This window comes from Salmonella sp. SSDFZ54 (genome assembly GCF_004010735.1).
GTDB lineage: Bacteria > Pseudomonadota > Gammaproteobacteria > Enterobacterales > Enterobacteriaceae > Salmonella > Salmonella enterica.
In genome coordinates this window covers 2,194,743-2,214,028 of record NZ_CP034819.1, presented here as the reverse complement: position 1 = coordinate 2,214,028, position 19,286 = coordinate 2,194,743, and the positions used below count along the sequence as shown (strand labels likewise).

Genomic DNA, 19,286 nt, shown 5'->3' with positions numbered 1-19,286 from the left:
GAGTCCTCACACCCGCGTACCGTTTTATGAAGGCAGAATCAACGACCTGCCAAAATCGTTGGTAAAATGTATGCCGCCTCTGTTCACCATTAATGCCTGCAAAAGCGCTGGTTGTCGCAATCTTGGGCTGCCTGACTCGCCGGATTATGTGTGGCCGGACTATCGCCTGGGTTATCCGGCATTGCATTGTCGAGCCTGCGGCAGTTATCCGCCGCTCTTCAACGAGGGGGAATTTCGCCGCTGGGCGTCTGCTTATATCGCGCAATATGCCAAAGAGCATGGTCACTTTTGTCCCGACTGCTATCAAAAAACATGGATTCACTATGGACGTAATCCCGGCGGAACGCAGCGACTTCAGTGCCAGTACTGTAAGAAGGTCTGGACGCCAAAACAGCACGCGCTGAATGTCGCCGAAACGCCGGAACAGATTTGCAGTATTCCGCTGCTCGTACCGTTTCAGGGAGCGAATGCCTTCCAGCAATTGTATTTTTTATTCAGTTTTGACGCTGTTCGCGGCAATATTCTTCACCTTTCCAGCAATTTCACGTTACTTTCTGCCGGAAAGAGTTTGCATTACCACTGGAAAGGAATTGCGCCGCCCGAGGGTGAGAATGGCGATATTATTCACCGTATCTCCACTAAAGAACGGCAATTTTTACAGCGCAGTCAGTTCGATGAGATTCAGTATGGCCCGGCGGCGCTTAAACGTAACGCGCAAGGAACAATACTTCGCCCGGTCATTACGGCGCATGGTCATTTTCGGGTGCTGAAAAACCGCTTTCCTGATGTCACGACACACATCATTGCCCATGAGTGTTTTTTGCGCGGCGCGGTCATTACGGCATGGGCGGAGCGGTTTCGCCAGCGTCTCTCCTCGCTGTGGTTCGTTGAGGAAGAGATAAACGATGACGATTGCCGCGCAGAGTGGCAACTGTTAGGCAAAACATGGCAGGGATGGTGGCAAAATCAGTGGCAACTCTGGGGGCAAGGTCACAACCGCAAAATGGTCTGTTCGTTAACTGGTTCCCACTTAGAACAAGGTGTCGCCGTTAATCTGGCGGCTAGTCGCCGCTTTGTTACCTGGCTATGGCAACAACCTGAATTCCAGCAAAGCGCCCACTATTCCGCCAAACGCGTCACGCAAATTCTGTATTTGCTGACGGAAAAATATAACTCACAATGGAATCACATTTAACCCAATGATGTAATGCCACGCATAAAAAATCACAGATTATCATTCAGAAGGCGCTATAGATTTAATCACCTCACATCCTGCTTTTATACGCTGAAAAAGAATAGAACTATTTGATAAAATGGCCCTTCGTTTTAAGTTAAAATCGGCTATAAACGTTATTCACATAATCAATATTTATTATCAATTTAAATAGTTCTATACATTCTTATTTTCTATGGAAAACAAGGGATAAATATGGAAATTACTTTACCGTCAATGTCAGATAAAAAATGGACCTGCGCCGATCTCCTGAGTAGCTATCGATTCTGGGGGATCACTTTTTTCTTTTTGGTGCTCTCTTTTATCAGTTCGCTGGGATCGTCGTATGGTGTTTATTTTTGGAGTAAATCTCTGTCTATTCCAGCCAATCGTATTGGCGCCATTCTCGTTGGCGGCCAACTGGGATACCTCCTGGGTATGGTTGCCAGCTGGTTTGTCTGCCGTATAAAAAATTGTTACCCCTTCTACTTTGTTGCGCTCCTGTTAATCATTAGCGTGGTCTGTTCCTTCTGCATAAATGGCCCGTCTGACGTAGTCAGGCTTATCATAGCGCAGTTTTTAATTAATCTGGGTATGGGGATCGTAACGCTGTTAGTCCCCATGCTGCTTTTCAGCGCTATCGGCAGTGCTCAGACATTTGTTATTTTATTTAGCCTCTGCTTACTGTTCAAATTTATCATCGCTGGCTATCTGTCTATATTTATATACTCAATTCCTTATATAGGAATAATCGTAATTACTTTAGCGGTTATCGCGCTTTTGCTACTATTACCGCTCAAAAAAGAACTTTTCTATATTGCACCGCCCAAAAGGTTCTCATCAACCCAGCGACCTGAGTGCGCAGAACCCCTTGTCGTCGCATTATTGGCCTTTTTCATTCCATTTTATATTATTTATTGGTTCTTCAGAATTCACCGGGAAATGCAATTTGTGGCGCCTTCGCCCCGACTCATGACCGCATGTGGCGCGGGATGGCTGTCAGCCATTATGCCGTTTGGCACAGCCATATTGTGTCTGACGCTTAGCGACGAAATCCGCGCTCTGCTGGCGAATAAAAACGAAGATGGCGGAATACGAACCGGCTGGACACTATTCTGGGCGTTACTGCTGCCACCCGTCGGCGCGGCGATTATCCAGGCAAAAATGAACCGTTTTATTACCGCTAATACCGCAGATACTGCTGACAGAGGATAAACATGGAAGGTTTTGAGCTATTTCCAAAAATTAAAGGCGCGATCAAATGGATGGCCGAGCACAGTGACTCGGTAATTCATTTTGGCTGGAATGTTGTTGCTGCCATCATTCTACTTTTCATCGGTAAGTTAATAGCTCGCTTACTATCGAGGGGGCTGGAAAAGTTACTTCTCAGGCGGCAAGTGGATGCCACTATTGTCCACTTTTTCTCCGCGCTGGTTCGCTACATCACAATAGCTTTCACGGCAGTAGCCGCTCTTGGCCGTGTCGGTATAGAAACCTCCTCAATTATTGCCGTTATCGGCGCGGCGGGTTTAGCCATTGGCCTGGCGTTGCAAGGGTCACTTTCCAACTTTGCCGCAGGCGTACTGCTTGTCTCCCTGCGCCCTTTCCGCGCCGGGGAAATTGTACAAATTGGCCTGGTTATCGGCACAGTAGAAAAGGTCCATATTTTCTCCACCACTCTGCTCACTGCGGATAGCAAAGAAGTTGTCATCCCGAATGGTAAAATTATTGCTGATAATATTATCAACTATTCACGACACCCCTATCGACGTATTGATCTGATTATTGGCGTGGATTACCAAAGCCGTATTGCTGACGTAAAAAGCGTGATACATCGTATTATTGAACAAGATCATCGCATTGATAAAACCCGCGATATTACGGTCCGCCTGGGCGAACTTGCGCCCTCTAGCCTGAATTTCTATGTTCGCGTATGGGTGCCCAACGCTCAGTACTGGAGTACTTACTACGATCTTCTGGAAAATATCAAGGAAGCAATGGATGAAAACGGCATCAATATTCCTTACCCCCGGATGGATGTCCGGGTTGAGAATGTAAAAAGCATCACGCCATAATGTTTCGTCAGCAATCGGATAGCGCTTCGTATATCAGTATCTACAGAATGACTGCATAACGTATTGATGAGGGAGCGAAGCGCAACCCGGCGCTTCGCTCACGAACTTGCCTTTATTACAGCAACTGCGCCAGGCGGTTGATATCCGACTGAATCGCCCCGGCGGTCACATCGCGACCCGCGCCCGGCCCACGGATCACCAGCGGGTTATCGCGATACCAGCGGCTTTCAATAGCAAAGACATTATCGCACGGCAGCAGCGCCGCCAGCGGATGCTCCGGACGCACCGCTTCAACGCCGACGCGCGCTTTGCCATTGGCGTCGAAACGCGCCACGTAACGCAACACCAGCCCCAGTTCGCGGGCTGCCTCCAGACGCTGCACCATCTGTTCATTCAGCGCGTCGCCGTTTTCGAAAAAGTGATCGATAGACCCTTCTTCACAATGCGCCGGCACCAACGATTCTACACGCACCTGATCCGGCTCGATGTCGTATCCCGCCTCGCGCGCCAGAATCACCAGCTTACGCATGACATCTTTTCCGGAAAGATCGACGCGCGGATCGGGTTCGGTCAGCCCCTGCTGCCAGGCCTGATCCACCAGATCGGTAAACGGCACCGTACCGTCAAATTGCAGGAACAGCCAGGATAGCGTCCCGGAGAAGATCCCGCTGATCGAGAGAATCGTATCGCCGCTGTCAATCAGATCCCGCACCGTGTGGTTGATCGGCAACCCCGCGCCCACGGTGGCGTTATACAGCCAGTAACGCCCGGTTTTTTCAAACGCGTCATGAATCTGGCGATACTTATCGCTGGCGCTTGCGCCCGCCAGTTTATTGGCGCTAATCACATGAAAACCGTGGCTGGCGAAATCAAGGTACTGATCGGCCAGTTGCTCGCTTGCTGTCACATCCAGCACCACTAAATCATCATACGGATGCGCACGCATCCACAGGAATAGCGACTCTTCGTCCTGCTCAACGGCTTCATCATCAAAGAATGCCAGCGCGCGGCTGGCGTCCAGCCCTTCATAATTCAACAGGCTACGGCGGCTATCCACCACGCCCGCCAGCACAAATTCAAAACCAGTACGCGCGGAAAGCGTGCTTTGTTCACGGGCAAATAGTTCCAGCCAACGGGAGCCGATGTTCCCCTTACCGAACAGCATCAGGCCAATGCGTTTTTCGGCGCGGAAAACCGACTGGTGCAGCCCCTGAATCAGGCTCTCAGTCGGGCCGGTACGCAGCACCGCCACCAGACTGATGCCCTCCTCCGACTGCCAGGTAAACTCCACTGGCTGACCTTTCAACTGCTGCCAGAAGCGATGGCAGTGTAGCGGATTGCGAGTGACGCCCGCACCGACCATCGCCACCAGCGCCAGCCCCTGCCGCAGGCGCAATTCGCCCGGCAGCCCGACATCGTCGAGGAGTTTCAGTACGCTATCCGCTACCTCGGCGGTATAGCAGAACTGCAATAGCTGGCGATCGCGATGCACGCCCACCGCCAGCGGACGCGCCTGCGCCCGTTTTAAAATGTGGTCGAGCTCTTTATGCGCCAGCCTGAAATCCTGGCTGGCAGGCACCTGAAACTCAATCAGACAGATATCATCGTGACTGGTCACGATACGCGCGCCCGTCCCGGAAGCCAGCACCCGTTCAATTCGGGTTGACCCTTGATCCGGCGTGTAGCTACAGCGCAACTGCAAATCGATATCGCTACCGGACACTGGCTGTAGTGTGCGGGCGTGCAGAACAGGCGCCGCCAGACGCGCCAGCTCGCTGGCTTCGTCCAGACGCAGCAACGGCAGCAGGCAGGCATCTTTCACTTTGCGCGGGTCGGCGCTATAAACGCCCGCGACATCGCTCCAGATGGTCACGCGGGAAACGCCCGCCAGCGCGCCGATTTGCGTGGCGGAATAGTCGGAACCGTTCCGGCCTAACAGGACTGTTTCGCCGTCATGATTGCGGCTGATAAAGCCGGTCACGACCAGACGTTTGCCCGGATGCTGCGCCAGTAGCTGCTGCAATAAAGGATAAGATAGCCCTTCATCAACCTGCGGCTGTGCGGCGCGTTCGGCGCGTAAAAATGCGCGCGCGTCCAGCCAGGCGGCATCCAGCCCCTGCTGATTCAGGACGGCGGACATCAATCTCGCCGACCAAATTTCGCCGTGTCCGACGATCTCAGCATAGACGGCATCCGTTACGCCGCCGTCGAGCAAGGCGGCAAGACGTTCCAGATCGCTGATAAAAGCGCTGGTTAAGTCATCTGCCGCGTCGGCGGGAAGCAGCCCGCTAATCAGATCGCACTGGTAGCGGCGTAACGTCTGTAATACCTGATGCGCAGAAAGGCGATCGGTCTGGCTTAACTTGAGCCAGCTAATCAACTGGTTGGTGGTACTGCCTGCGGCGGACACTACCATCATATCGTCAGGCTGCGAATACTCCGCCATAATGCCTGCGACACGCAGGTAACACTTCACATCCGCCAGACTACTGCCGCCAAATTTATGCAGTTGACGACCTTTCGCCCCTGCCTGCGCAATCACACTCATGTTTACCCCTTGTTTGCAGCCCGGAAGCCATTTTCCAGGTCGGCAATTAAATCTTCGCCATCTTCAATACCGGTGGAGATACGCAGTAGCGTTTCGGAGATCCCGGCGGCGGCACGCGCCTGCGGCGACATACCGGCATGCGTCATGGTGGCGGCGTGAGAGATCAAACTTTCCACTCCCCCTAAAGATTCCGCCAGCGTAAACAACGACAGCCCGCCCAGAAAACGACGTAGCGTCTCCTCATCCCCATCCAGTTCAAAACTCAACATTGCGCCAAAGCCTTTTTGCTGGCGCGCGGCAATTTCATGCCCCTGATTTTCCGGCAGCGACGGGTGATACAGTTTTTTCACCAGCGGCTGGGTTTGCAGATATTTCACAATCTCCTGCGCGTTGCGCTGCGCCAGCTCCATACGCGGCACCAGAGTTCGCAAACCGCGCAGCAGCAGATAGCTATCAAACGCCCCGCCAGTGACGCCAATATTATTCGCCCACCACGCCAGTTCAGTGACCATTTCCGGATCTTTAGCAATCACCACGCCAGCCACGACATCCGAATGACCGTTGAGATATTTCGTGCATGAATGCAACACCAGATCGGCACCCAACGCCAGCGGATTTTGCAGCGCCGGGCTTAAAAACGTGTTATCAACGACGCTCACTGCGCCCGCCTCGCGCGCCAGCCGACAGATTTTCGCAATATCCACCACGCGTAACAATGGATTACTTGGACTTTCTACCAGTACTAGCTTCGGTTTTTCTTCCAGCGCCGCCTGTAAGGCGCGTTCATCGCCCTGATCGACAAACCGCACACGATAACAGCCGCGTGTCGCCAGACTGTCAAACAGACGATAACTGCCACCATAGCAATCATGCGGCGCGACCAGCAGATCGCCCGGCTTGAGGAAAACGGTGGTGACCAGATGAATCGCCGACATGCCGGTATTCGTCAATACCGCGCCCGCGCCGCCTTCCAGTTCCGCTAATGCGCGCTGAACCACATCACGCGTGGGATTACCGCGGCGGGAATAATCATGCGCGCGCGGCTCATTGAAACCGGTAAAGTTATAGGTGCTGGAGAGATGGATCGGCGGCACAACGCAGCCGTATTGCTCGTCGTCGTTTAATCCGCTACGCACTGCGATAGTGGCCTGTTTACGCGTCATATGAAGATATTCCTGGCTGAGTCGGTGAAAGTCAGGCCACAGATTAACCACTACCACGATAGACGTCAATACATCTGGACATCTAAACTTCTTTGCGTATAGATTGAGCAAACCGCAAATAGCCGTTAAAATTATATGCATTAGCGCACATCTGCGACCGCTAACTTCGTGTCAGGGCCGCGCCACTACGGTAAACTACGCGCGATTATGGTCCGGGCTCAGGTTCAGACCTCAATATTAATGACGAAGAGGATTAAGTATCTCATGGCTGAATGGAGCGGCGAATATATCAGCCCATACGCTGAGCACGGTAAGAAGAGTGAGCAAGTCAAAAAAATTACGGTTTCCATTCCTCTGAAGGTGTTAAAAATCCTCACCGATGAACGTACGCGTCGTCAGGTGAACAACCTGCGCCACGCCACCAACAGCGAGCTGTTGTGTGAAGCATTTCTGCACGCCTTTACCGGGCAACCCTTGCCGGATGATGCCGATCTGCGAAAAGAGCGCAGCGATGAAATCCCGGAAGCGGCAAAAGAGATCATGCGTGAGATGGGGATTGACCCGGAAACGTGGGAATACTGATAGCAAAGCATGCGGTCAGAACGCCTCTGGCCGCGCTTTTTTAACGATTCCCCCTGTACACGGCTATCTCCGACATTTTTCTAAACGTTCATCTTCCCGAATAGCCCTCGATGGATAAATTTGTCAGACATGATAAGTTTCTCTTCTTTATTTTCCTGAAAAAAATTCCCGACATGTCATAACCGATATAATTTTATTATATTTAAACTTCCAATCTTTATTTAAATTTTCACGTAGCAAAGCGCACATGAATAATAATACACCGCCATATATTTACTGAACAAATAGTATAACGATGAGTATTGTTAAAAAGACCATGGACACCTCATATTTGTGACAAACATCATTATTCCCCTCCGCGGATTGTTTTACTTTTTTAAATGTTTTTTCATCTCCGATAAATAAGAAGGTTAATATACATTCATTTTATCGATAATATCGAATGGGGAAATAAATATGTTATTTACAAGGAAAGTCTTACCTGTATTATGCTGCCTGTGTTTGAGCGGCAGCGTTTTGGCCTCAGGCGTTTTAGACCCAAACAGGCCAATGGTCGCATCAGCAGATGTCATTCCAGTACATGAAGGACCATTAGGTATGGTCGATGTCGCCCCCTACGGCGGCGTTTTCCCATTAACAGCAATCATTAATAAAGCCAATCATAATGTACAGGACGTGAAGGTTACCGTTTTAGGGAAAGGGGAAAAAGGTATCCCGATCAGTTATGATGTCGGCCCGCAGGCTATAAATACCCATGACGGCATACCTGTATTTGGCTTGTATCCAGATTATGTCAATAAGGTTAAAGTTGACTGGACTGAAGAAGGTAAAAAACAAACTTATACGTGGTCCATTTACGCCGCACCGGTATCATTACCCTCTACTACCGGGCAAACTGCCGTTCTTCCTACAGTAGAACCGGTTAAAGTCGATAGCTCGCTTAAAAATCGCTTATATCTTTTTAACCATATAACGGGGATGCCAAGAGCCGGCCACATTATGCATGTCGCAGGCGGAGCGGCGAACTGGGATTATACCGGTATCAACTGGATTAGCGATACGAATGGCGATGTTCGTGGCTATATGAATATTGATAAATTCCGTAACCAGGATGATATAACGCGTTTTGGTTCCATGATGAGCTTCCATCAGGTTAACGATGGCAATCTTATTTTTGGCCAGGGTCAACGTTACTTTAAATATGATTTCTTAGGCCGCGTTATTTCTGATAAACGACTGCCAAAAGGATTTATTGATTTTTCGCACGCCATTACCGAAACGCCGAAAGGCACCTACCTGCTGCGTGTCGCAAAAGAAAATTATCCATTAAATGGTAAATACACCATCAATACGGTGCGTGATCATATTCTTGAAGTTGACCAGAACGGCGATACCGTCGATTACTGGGATCTGCCAAAAATCCTCGACCCCTATCGTGACGACGTTATTCTGGCGATGGATCAGGGAGCGGTATGTTTGAGCGTCGATGCCGAACATTCCGGTCAGGTCATGACCAAAGAGCAGCTTGCAAAACAACCCTTCGGCGATATCGCGGGCTCCGGCCCGGGCCGCAACTGGGCGCATGTTAACTCCGTCAGCTACGATCCTCGCGACGACAGCATTATCATTAGCTCGCGCCACCAGTCTGCCATCATCAAAATTGGTCGCGATAAAAAAGTGAAATGGATACTTTCCGATCCATCCGGCTGGAAAGGCGAACTGGCGAAAAAAGTACTGAAACCCGTAGACAGCAACGGTAAACCACTAACCTGCGAAGCGCACCACTGCGACGGTGGATTTGACTGGACATGGACACAACATACCGGTTGGTTAGTGCCATCCAAAAGCACCGGAGGTAAAACCGTCGTGACCGCCTTTGATAACGGCGATGCGCGCGGCATGGAACAACCGGCCATGCCGTCAATGAAATATTCCCGCGGCGTGGAATATCAGATTGACGAAAAAAATATGACGGTTTCCCAAATGTGGGAATATGGTAAAGAGCGCGGTTTTGACTGGTACAGCGCCATTACTTCCGTCACGGAATATCGCCCGGAAACCAAAACGATGTTCATGTACTCGGCTACAGCGGGAATGAGCGGTACAAAACCGATCGTTTCCGTTCTGGATGAAGTTAAAGACGGCACTCAGGATGTGATGCTGGAGCTAAAAGTACACAGTAACCGTGCCGGTATGCTGGGTTATCGGGCGCTGATTATCGATCCAGAGCAGATGTTTAAAAAATAAAGCGAGATAGTAAAAGTAAAACAGGCGGAAGCTAACTTCCGCCTGAATGGTTAAAACGTATTGTAGTTATGACATTCGCCTTATCCAGACTCAGATCGACCACCCGTTTCTTCAGCTGGAAGGTCAGAATTTGACATTGTCGCAGTTAGCCATTTATGTTGAAGGACGACTGAAGAATGTGATGCCGCTGTAGCATTTTTAACGTGACACATAATTCTGAACGCTCTCAAGATAATTTCTTCTCCAGATTTTATTTTAAAATTGTGTAATTAATAACTCACTTTAAAATAAATTATTTCTTTTTCTTTCGTCCTGTATCCCATCCATTTATTCTATAAACAACGCATAGCAACCATGCGCCAGTGGCATAAAAGAAAACAGGAGCAAAAATATCATTAATATTAAAATCAATTTTTGGCCATGTCGAAAATCTGAAATAATAGATACCTCTTAGAATCCATTCTCCCACAAAACACATAAGGAAAAATGAAAAGTACACATAAAAATACAATAGTATGAATTTAATTATTCCTTTCATTTTTTCGTCTCCTCTGTATCAAAAATCTCCTCTGATTTATCTCCTATATATTCAGAGAGGACTACACCGAACAGGCCACGTCCGTCGGCGCGCCAATCAGCACACCCGCTGCCCCCCTGGACTATCGGACCACCCACCGGGGTCATGTCACCCTGACGCGCCGCCGGTTTTCCACTTATTGTTATATCCTTATGAGTTATAGTTGCGCAAAACCCTACAAGGAACAGGTGGTATACAAAAGATCAAAAATGGTTGTACGGTGAATTTTAGGAATATATCAAGATCGGCGGGCGAGAAAGGTTGTTCGAATAATAAGCAGCGTTATTACCACTGGCTAGTCCTGGAATAGATTGACATATCTTCCTTTGTATATAAATAAAATGTGTCAACGTTATTATTCAGGACGGGTCATCCATAACAAAAAAAGCGCCCTGCGGCGCTTTTTTTCTGGCGGTAACTTATTTGCTGCCAGGGATGCTGAAGCGCTTGTTGAAGCGCTCAACACGACCACCGGTATCAACAACACGCTGCTTACCAGTGAAGAACGGGTGGCATTTGCCGCACACGTCCAGGTTCAGGTCGTGACCCACGGTAGAGTGGGTTTTGATAACATTACCGCAAGAACAGGTTGCAGTAATTTCTACGTAATTCGGGTGAATACCTTTTTTCATGGGGAACCTCAGTGTAAGGCCGCGTCGCTCTTCCAGCCCTAACGCCAGACACCACGCGAAGTTAATAGTAAAGGGTTTGATGCTCACAACACGCACCAAAGGCGGCGAATCATACAGAATTTGACCACCGTATGCAAACTGATCCGCGCTCCCTTATCGTAATGTGTATACTACCCGACGAAATTTCAAGTCAGGAAGATGCTATGTCCGTCGCGCACGTTGCCTTGCCCGTTCCGCTTCCCCGAACCTTTGATTACCTGCTGCCGGAAGGCGGGGTCGCCAAAGCCGGGTGCCGCGTGCGCGTGCCGTTCGGCAAGCAGCAAGAGCGCGTGGGCATTGTCGTCTCGGTTAACGACCACAGCGAATTGCCGCTCGATGAATTAAAATCGGTCATTGAAATCCTGGATAACGAGCCAATCTTTTCTCCCTCCATCTGGCGCTTACTCCTCTGGGCGGCGGATTACTACCACCATCCCCTCGGCGACGTTCTGTTTCACGCTCTGCCGGTTTTACTGCGTCAGGGAAAACCAGCCAGCAACGCGCCCCTATGGTATTGGTTCGCCACCGAAGAGGGGCAAGCCGTCGACATCAACAGCCTGAAACGCTCCGCCAAACAACAACAGGCGCTGGCGGCGCTGCGGCAAGGAAAGATCTGGCGCTATCAGGTAGCCGAGCTTGATTTTACTGACGCCACGCTGCAAACGCTGCGGCGTAAGGGGCTTTGTGAGCTTGCCAGTGAAACGCCCGCGTTTACCGACTGGCGGGAGCATTACGCCGTCGCAGGAGAGCGCCTGCGGCTGAATACCGAACAGGCGACAGCAGTCGGCGCGATTCACAGCGCGTCGGACGGTTTCTCCGCCTGGTTGCTGGCAGGCGTAACCGGTTCCGGCAAGACCGAGGTGTATCTGAGCGTGCTGGAAAACGTCCTCGCCCAGGGCAAACAGGCGCTGGTGATGGTGCCGGAAATCGGCCTGACGCCGCAAACGATCGCCCGTTTTCGCGAACGTTTTAACGCGCCGGTGGAAGTGCTGCATTCCGGGCTAAACGACAGCGAGCGTCTTTCGGCATGGCTGAAAGCGAAAAACGGCGAAGCGGCGATTGTCATCGGCACGCGCTCCTCGCTGTTTACGCCGTTTAAAAATCTTGGCGTGATTGTCATCGACGAAGAGCACGACAGCTCTTATAAACAGCAGGAAGGGTGGCGCTACCATGCCCGCGATTTGGCTGTGTATCGCGCCCATAGCGAGCAGATCCCGATTATTCTCGGCTCCGCCACCCCAGCCCTGGAAACGCTATGCAACGTGCGGCAGAAAAAATACCGGATGCTGCGTCTGACGCGGCGCGCAGGCAACGCCCGCCCAGCCCTGCAGCATGTGCTGGATTTAAAAGGCCAGCGTCTTCAGGCGGGACTGGCACCCGCCCTTATCGCCCGTATGCGCCAACATCTCCAGGCCGACAATCAGGTAATTTTATTTCTTAACCGCCGGGGATTCGCGCCCGCGCTGCTTTGCCACGACTGCGGCTGGATTGCGGAGTGCCCGCGTTGCGATCACTACTACACGCTGCACCAGGCGCAGCATCATTTACGCTGTCATCACTGCGACAGCCAACGTCCGGTACCGCGTCAGTGCCCCTCCTGCGGCTCCACACATATGCTACCGGTTGGGTTAGGGACGGAACAGTTGGAGCAGGTGCTGGCGCCCTTCTTCCCCGGCGTGCCGATCTCACGAATCGACCGTGATACCACCAGTCGTAAAGGCGCGCTGGAGCAGCATCTGGCGGAAGTTCACCGCGGCGGAGCGCGCATTCTGATAGGCACACAAATGCTGGCGAAAGGCCATCACTTTCCGGACGTCACGCTGGTGGCGTTGCTGGATGTCGATGGCGCGCTTTTTTCCGCAGATTTTCGTTCGGCGGAACGCTTCGCCCAGCTCTACACTCAGGTTTCCGGCCGCGCCGGGCGCGCGGGCAAACAGGGCGAAGTGGTGCTCCAAACGCACCATCCTGAGCATCCCCTGCTGCAAACGTTACTGTATAAAGGCTATGATGCGTTTGCGGAGCAGGCGCTGGCGGAACGGCAAACGCTCCAGCTTCCGCCGTGGACCAGCCACGTCATTATTCGCGCAGAGGATCACAACAATCAGCAGGCGCCCGTCTTTCTCCAGCAGTTGCGTAATCTGATTCAGGCCAGCCCGCTATCAGACGATAAGCTGTGGATCTTAGGTCCGGTTCCGGCCCTCGCGCCAAAACGCGGCGGCCGCTATCGCTGGCAAATTTTACTTCAGCATCCTTCACGGATTCGCCTGCAACACATCATCAGCGGCACGCTGGCGTTGATCAATACGCTCCCTGAAGCGCGGAAAGTTAAATGGGTTCTGGACGTCGATCCGATTGAAGGATAGTCCTCACGATGCGAGGCGGATCGTAAAATTAAAGATCCATCACACTTTTTATGAAAATTCTGTAACCGCTTCCACGCACTATCTGATAAAAATGTTTTCGATGAGTGTTACCAGGGATAGATCTGCGCCAGCAGTTCCCAGGCGAGGAGAAAGAGTGAAATCGAACAAGCAGGTTACTGCCGCTACGATGAAGGATGTTGCGTTGAAGGCGAAAGTCTCTACGGCAACCGTATCCCGCGCGTTAATGAACCCCGATAAAGTCTCCCAGTCGACCCGTAGCCGGGTTGAACAGGCCGCGCTTGAAGTGGGTTATTTCCCGCAGTCGATGGGGCGAAATGTAAAACGCAATGAATCCCGTACGATTTTGGTGATTGTCCCGGATATTTGCGATCCCTTCTTCAGTGAAATTATCCGCGGTATCGAAGTGACCGCGGCAGAACAGGGGTATCTGGTGCTGATTGGCGATTGCGCCCATCAAAACCAGAAAGAAAAAACCTTTCTTAATCTCATCATCACCAAACAGATCGACGGCATGGTACTTCTCAGTTCCCGACTGCCCTTTGACGCCAGCGTTGAGGAGCAGCGCAATTTGCCTCCGATGGTGATGTCGAATGAGTTTGCGCCGGAGCTTGAACTGCCGACGGTACATATCGATAACCTGACCGCCGCGTTCAATGCCATGAATTACCTGTTGGATTTGGGCCACAAACGGATTGGTTGTATTGCGGGGCCGGAAGATATGCCGCTCTGTCACTATCGCTTACAAGGTTACGTACAGGCATTAAGACGCAGTGGCATTGTGGTCGATCCGCATTACATCGCCCGTGGCGACTTTACTTTTGAAGCCGGGGCAAACGCATTAAAGCAGTTGCTTGAGCAACCGTTGCCGCCTACCGCCGTCTTTTGTCATAGCGACGTAATGGCGCTGGGCGCCCTCTCCTGGGCCAAGCGCCAGGGTCTGAAAGTACCTGACGATCTGTCGATTATTGGCTTTGACAATATCGCGCTGGCCGAGTTTTGCGATCCTCCGTTGACAACCGTGGCGCAGCCGCGTTTTGACATTGGTCGCGAGGCGATGCTGCTGTTGCTCGATCAGATGCAGGGGCAAAATGTGAGCAGCGGCTCGCGTTTAATGGATTGCGAGCTGATTATTCGCGGTTCTACGCGCGCTTTACCCTAAAGTAAATAGCTTTAAGACTCACCTGTCTGGTCAAAGGCCCGCCGCTTCAGTAACATGACGGGCTGACGAACGAATAAATACAGCGAAACGATAGTGGCACAACGAGATTATGTACGTCGCGGCCAACCGGCTCCTTCGCGGCGCAAAAAGAGCACCTCACGGAACTCACGGAAGAAGCAAAGCAACATGCCTGCCGTCTCGCCGGCAATGGTCGCGATTGCGGCAGCCGTCCTTGTGACCTTTATCGGCGGTCTGTACTTCATTACTCACCATAAGAAAGAAGAGTCCGAAACGCTACAAAACCAGAAAGTCACCGGCAATGGGCTTCCGCCAAAACCGGAAGAGCGCTGGCGTTACATCAAAGAGCTGGAAAGTCGCCAGCCGGGCGTGCGTACGCCAACGGAACCGTCCGCCGGCGGCGAAGTCATGAATCCGAATCAGCTCACCAGCGAGCAGCGTCAACTCCTGGAGCAGATGCAGGCGGATATGCGTCAGCAGCCGACGCAACTTAACGAAGTGCCGTGGAACGAGCAGACGCCAGAACAACGCCAGCAAACGCTACAGCGCCAGCGTCAGGCGCAGCAGCAGCAGCAGTGGGCTCAAACGCAGCCTGTTCAGCAACCACGTACGCAGCCGCGGGTAAACGAGCAGCCGCAAACACGCACGGTACAGTCCGCCCCGGCGCAACCCGCGCGCCAAAGTCAGCCGCCGAAGCAGACGGCCTCGCAGCAACCTTATCAGGATTTGCTGCAAACGCCGGCGCATACCAGCGCGGCAGCGCCAAAAGCCGCGCCAATTACGCGCGCGCCTGAAGCGCCGAAGGCGACAGCAGAGAAAAAAGATGAACGTCGCTGGATGGTGCAATGTGGTTCATTCAAAGGCGCCGAGCAGGCAGAAAGCGTCCGCGCTCAGCTGGCGTTTGAAGGCTTTGACTCCAAAATTACCACCAATAACGGCTGGAATCGCGTGGTTATCGGGCCGGTGAAAGGTAAAGAAAATGCCGACAGCACCATTAACCGTCTGAAGATGGCGGGCCATACAAACTGCATTCGACTCGCCACCGGGGGTTGAAACCCTCAAAATCTCCCCCATCTATACTTGCATTATGCCCCGTACGCCGTACGGGGCCGCAATTCAGCATTAGTAACCAAGGGGTCTGCTCGTGACAACAATAGTAAGCGTACGCCGTAACGGCCACGTGGTAATCGCCGGTGATGGTCAGGCCACACTGGGTAACACAGTAATGAAAGGCAACGTGAAGAAAGTCCGCCGCCTCTACAACGACAAGGTCATTGCGGGCTTTGCGGGCGGTACTGCGGATGCATTCACGCTGTTCGAGCTGTTTGAACGTAAACTGGAAATGCATCAGGGGCACCTGGTCAAAGCCGCCGTTGAACTGGCGAAAGACTGGCGTACCGACCGTATGCTACGCAAACTGGAAGCGTTGCTGGCCGTCGCGGATGAAACCGCCTCGCTCATCATCACGGGTAACGGCGATGTCGTGCAACCTGAAAACGATTTAATTGCTATCGGCTCCGGCGGTCCTTATGCCCAGGCTGCCGCTCGCGCTCTGTTGGAAAATACCGAGCTCGGCGCGCGCGAAATTGCTGAAAAGGCGTTGGATATTGCAGGCGATATCTGCATTTACACCAACCATTTCCACACCATTGAAGAATTGACCGCCAAAGCGTAAGGACCTCTCATGTCTGAAATGACCCCACGCGAAATTGTCAGCGAACTGAACAAACACATTATCGGCCAGGATAACGCAAAGCGTTCCGTGGCGATTGCATTGCGTAACCGCTGGCGTCGTATGCAGCTTGATGAAGAGCTGCGCCACGAAGTGACGCCGAAAAATATTCTGATGATTGGCCCGACCGGCGTCGGTAAAACCGAAATCGCCCGTCGTCTGGCAAAACTCGCCAACGCGCCATTCATTAAAGTCGAAGCCACCAAATTCACCGAAGTGGGCTATGTCGGGAAAGAAGTGGACTCTATCATCCGCGATCTGACCGATGCCGCTGTGAAAATGGTTCGCGTACAGGCTATCGAGAAAAACCGCTATCGTGCGGAAGAGTTGGCGGAAGAACGTATTCTCGACGTGCTGATCCCACCCGCAAAAAATAACTGGGGCCAGGCCGAACAGCAGCAGGAGCCTTCTGCCGCCCGTCAAACGTTCCGCAAAAAACTGCGCGAAGGCCAGCTCGACGATAAAGAGATCGAGATTAACCTCGCCGCCGCGCCGATGGGCGTAGAGATTATGGCGCCTCCGGGCATGGAAGAGATGACCAGCCAGTTGCAGTCTATGTTCCAGAACCTGGGCGGTCAGAAACAGAAACCGCGTAAGCTGAAAATTAAAGACGCGATGAAACTGTTGGTTGAAGAAGAGGCTGCTAAGCTGGTCAACCCGGAAGAGCTGAAACAGGACGCTATCGACGCGGTTGAACAGCACGGCATCGTGTTTATCGATGAAATTGACAAAATTTGTAAGCGTGGCGAAACCTCCGGCCCGGATGTTTCACGCGAAGGCGTACAGCGCGACTTACTGCCGCTGGTAGAAGGCTGCACGGTTTCGACCAAACACGGGATGGTCAAAACGGATCATATTCTGTTTATCGCCTCTGGCGCGTTCCAGGTGGCGAAGCCGTCTGATCTGATCCCGGAACTGCAGGGCCGTCTGCCGATTCGCGTTGAACTTCAGGCGCTGACCACCAGCGATTTCGAACGCATTTTGACCGAGCCAAACGCCTCCGTCACTGTGCAGTATAAAGCGCTGATGGCAACTGAAGGCGTCAATATCGAGTTCACCGATTCCGGTATTAAACGTATTGCCGAAGCCGCCTGGCAGGTTAACGAAACCACCGAAAACATCGGCGCGCGCCGTCTGCATACCGTACTGGAGCGTCTGATGGAAGAGATTTCCTATAATGCCAGCGATCTGCACGGCCAAAACATCACAATTGATGCGGAATATGTGAGCAAACATCTGGATGCGCTGGTCGCAGATGAAGATCTAAGCCGTTTTATCTTATAATCGCGTCCAATGCATTTTCATCACTGTTGATGGGGCTGAAAAGCCCCATTTTTATTGGCGCTAAATATGACTGAACAACAACAAATTAGCCGCACCCAAGCCTGGCTGGAAAGCTTACGACCCAAAACCTTACCCCTCGCCTTCGCGGCGATTATCGTCGGTACGGCCCTGGCATGGTGGCAAGGCTATTTCGATCCTCTGGTCGCACTGCTGGCCCTTATCACCGCCGGGCTGCTGCAAATTTTATCCAACCTCGCCAACGATTACGGCGACGCTGTCAAAGGCAGCGATAAACCGGATCGCATCGGGCCGCTGCGGGGGATGCAAAAAGGCGTCATCACCCGGCAGGAGATGAAGCGGGCGTTAATCATTACCGTCGTGCTGATCTGTATCTCCGGACTGGCGCTGGTGGCGGTCGCGTGCCATACGTTAACCGATTTTGTCGGCTTCCTGATTTTGGGCGGACTGTCGATTATCGCCGCCATCACCTACACCGTGGGTAATCGGCCCTACGGCTATATCGGGCTGGGTGATATCTCTGTTCTGGTATTCTTTGGCTGGCTAAGTGTCATGGGGAGCTGGTATCTCCAGGCGCATACGCTGATTCCGGCGCTGATTCTCCCGGCCACCGCCTGCGGTTTACTGGCGACGGCGGTGCTGAATATTAATAACCTGCGCGATATTAATAGCGACAGAGAGAACGGCAAAAACACCCTTGTGGTACGACTGGGCGATGTCAACGCGCGTCGTTATCACGCCTGCCTGTTGCTAGGCGCGCTGCTCTGTCTGGCGCTGTTTAATCTGCTCTCGCTACACAGTCCGTGGGGATGGTTGTTTATTCTGGCCGCGCCCTTGCTCATTAAACAAGCGCGCTACGTAATGCGCGAAAGGGAGCCTGCGGCAATGCGCCCGATGCTTGAACGTACCGTTAAAGGCGCGTTGTTAACCAACCTGTTATTTGTGATTGGGATACTCTTAAGTCAGTGGGCCGTTTAACTGACAAATATCAATTAACAATTGATGATTTTGCCAACAGTATACTTAGCGCGATATACTAAAAATTCTCGCAGCAACTGAACGTTAAGCCTATGAAATACGATACTTCCGAGCTTTGTGACATCTATCAGGAAGATGTCAACGTCGTGGAACCGCTGTTCTCTAATTTTGGAGGGCGGTCGTCGTTTGGCGGACAAATCATCACGGTAAAATGTTTCGAGGACAACGGGTTGCTGTACGATCTGCTCGAACAAAATGGCCGTGGTCGGGTTCTGCTGGTCGATGGCGGCGGTTCTGTCCGCCGTGCATTAGTCGATGCGGAGCTGGCGCGTCTGGCCACGCAAAATGAATGGGAAGGGCTGGTTATCTATGGCGCGGTGCGTCAGGTGGACGATCTGGAAGAGCTAGATATCGGCATTCAGGCGATCGCCGCCATTCCGGTTGGCGCCGCAGGTGAAGGCATTGGGGAAAGCGATGTGCGCGTCAATTTCGGCGGCGTGACGTTCTTCTCCGGCGATCATCTCTATGCCGACAACACCGGGATTATCCTTTCCGAAGACCCGCTTGATATCGAGTGATCAAAAAAGGCGCCGTAAGGCGCCTTTTTTATGCGTTGTCGCTGATTGCCGGATGGCAG

General features: G+C 52.1%; 15 protein-coding genes. 12 read left to right on the top strand and 3 right to left on the bottom strand.

Translation table 11 applies throughout. The features are described from left to right. Positions 1 to 70: 70 nt before the first annotated feature. From EOS97_RS11070 to mscS, 3 genes are all read left to right on the top strand, one after another. Positions 71 to 1,195 carry a hypothetical protein gene (locus EOS97_RS11070; protein ID WP_001134800.1) on the top strand — a complete coding sequence of 375 codons (1,125 nt, stop codon included), beginning with the start codon at positions 71 to 73 and terminating at the stop codon, positions 1,193 to 1,195. A 234-nt stretch (positions 1,196 to 1,429) separates the two neighbouring features. Beyond that, positions 1,430 to 2,428: a hypothetical protein gene (locus EOS97_RS11065; RefSeq protein WP_000406832.1), complete on the top strand. Its 999-nt coding sequence runs from the start codon at positions 1,430 to 1,432 to the stop codon at positions 2,426 to 2,428. A 2-nt stretch (positions 2,429 to 2,430) separates the two neighbouring features. Continuing rightward, the gene (gene mscS, locus EOS97_RS11060; RefSeq protein ID WP_000398251.1) at positions 2,431 to 3,288 is read left to right on the top strand and encodes a small-conductance mechanosensitive channel MscS; all 858 of its coding nucleotides are present in this window, start codon (positions 2,431 to 2,433) and stop codon (positions 3,286 to 3,288) included. Positions 3,289 to 3,403: 115 nt separating this feature from the next. Here the strand turns inward: mscS and EOS97_RS11055 are convergent, their stop codons facing one another. Together EOS97_RS11055 and metB are read right to left on the bottom strand one after the other, a co-directional pair. Next, entirely contained in the window at positions 3,404 to 5,836 is a 2,433-nt protein-coding gene (locus EOS97_RS11055) for a bifunctional aspartate kinase/homoserine dehydrogenase II (protein ID WP_000110805.1), read from the bottom strand. Positions 5,837 to 5,838: 2 nt separating this feature from the next. Next, positions 5,839 to 6,999, bottom strand: a complete 1,161-nt coding sequence (gene metB, locus EOS97_RS11050) for a cystathionine gamma-synthase (RefSeq protein ID WP_000197215.1) — start codon at positions 6,997 to 6,999, stop codon at positions 5,839 to 5,841. A 264-nt stretch (positions 7,000 to 7,263) separates the two neighbouring features. On the opposite strand from metB, the gene metJ reads away from it, so the two are divergent. After that, on the top strand, positions 7,264 to 7,581 hold the full coding sequence (gene metJ, locus EOS97_RS11045) for a met regulon transcriptional regulator MetJ (RefSeq protein ID WP_000852811.1): 318 nt from the start codon (positions 7,264 to 7,266) through the stop codon (positions 7,579 to 7,581). A gap of 456 nt (positions 7,582 to 8,037) precedes the next feature. Next, positions 8,038 to 9,828, top strand: coding sequence for an aryl-sulfate sulfotransferase (locus EOS97_RS11040; RefSeq protein WP_000899639.1), 1,791 nt, complete (start codon positions 8,038 to 8,040; stop codon positions 9,826 to 9,828). A gap of 996 nt (positions 9,829 to 10,824) precedes the next feature. Here EOS97_RS11040 and rpmE read toward each other — a convergent pair. Beyond that, positions 10,825 to 11,037 (bottom strand): 50S ribosomal protein L31, encoded by a 213-nt coding sequence (rpmE, locus tag EOS97_RS11025; RefSeq protein WP_000715284.1) that lies wholly within the window; start codon positions 11,035 to 11,037, stop codon positions 10,825 to 10,827. A gap of 203 nt (positions 11,038 to 11,240) precedes the next feature. On the opposite strand from rpmE, the gene priA reads away from it, so the two are divergent. The 7 genes from priA (at position 11,241) to rraA (ending at position 19,227) form a co-directional block, all read left to right on the top strand. Next, positions 11,241 to 13,439 (top strand): primosomal protein N', encoded by a 2,199-nt coding sequence (gene priA / locus EOS97_RS11020; RefSeq protein WP_023165889.1) that lies wholly within the window; start codon positions 11,241 to 11,243, stop codon positions 13,437 to 13,439. A 154-nt stretch (positions 13,440 to 13,593) separates the two neighbouring features. After that, a complete protein-coding gene (gene cytR, locus EOS97_RS11015; RefSeq protein ID WP_000841337.1) occupies positions 13,594 to 14,619 on the top strand; it encodes a DNA-binding transcriptional regulator CytR in 1,026 nt (341 codons plus the stop codon). A 93-nt stretch (positions 14,620 to 14,712) separates the two neighbouring features. Then, positions 14,713 to 15,690 (top strand): cell division protein FtsN, encoded by a 978-nt coding sequence (gene ftsN / locus EOS97_RS11010; protein WP_000068809.1) that lies wholly within the window; start codon positions 14,713 to 14,715, stop codon positions 15,688 to 15,690. A 91-nt stretch (positions 15,691 to 15,781) separates the two neighbouring features. After that, entirely contained in the window at positions 15,782 to 16,312 is a 531-nt protein-coding gene (gene hslV, locus EOS97_RS11005; RefSeq protein WP_000208240.1) for an ATP-dependent protease subunit HslV, read from the top strand. A 9-nt stretch (positions 16,313 to 16,321) separates the two neighbouring features. Next, a complete protein-coding gene (gene hslU / locus EOS97_RS11000; protein WP_001293360.1) occupies positions 16,322 to 17,653 on the top strand; it encodes an HslU--HslV peptidase ATPase subunit in 1,332 nt (443 codons plus the stop codon). Positions 17,654 to 17,719: 66 nt separating this feature from the next. After that, on the top strand, positions 17,720 to 18,649 hold the full coding sequence (gene menA, locus EOS97_RS10995) for a 1,4-dihydroxy-2-naphthoate polyprenyltransferase (protein WP_000139639.1): 930 nt from the start codon (positions 17,720 to 17,722) through the stop codon (positions 18,647 to 18,649). 92 nt (positions 18,650 to 18,741) lie between these two features. Then, on the top strand, positions 18,742 to 19,227 hold the full coding sequence (gene rraA, locus EOS97_RS10990) for a ribonuclease E activity regulator RraA (protein ID WP_000872918.1): 486 nt from the start codon (positions 18,742 to 18,744) through the stop codon (positions 19,225 to 19,227). The last annotated feature ends 59 nt before the right edge of the window (positions 19,228 to 19,286 follow it).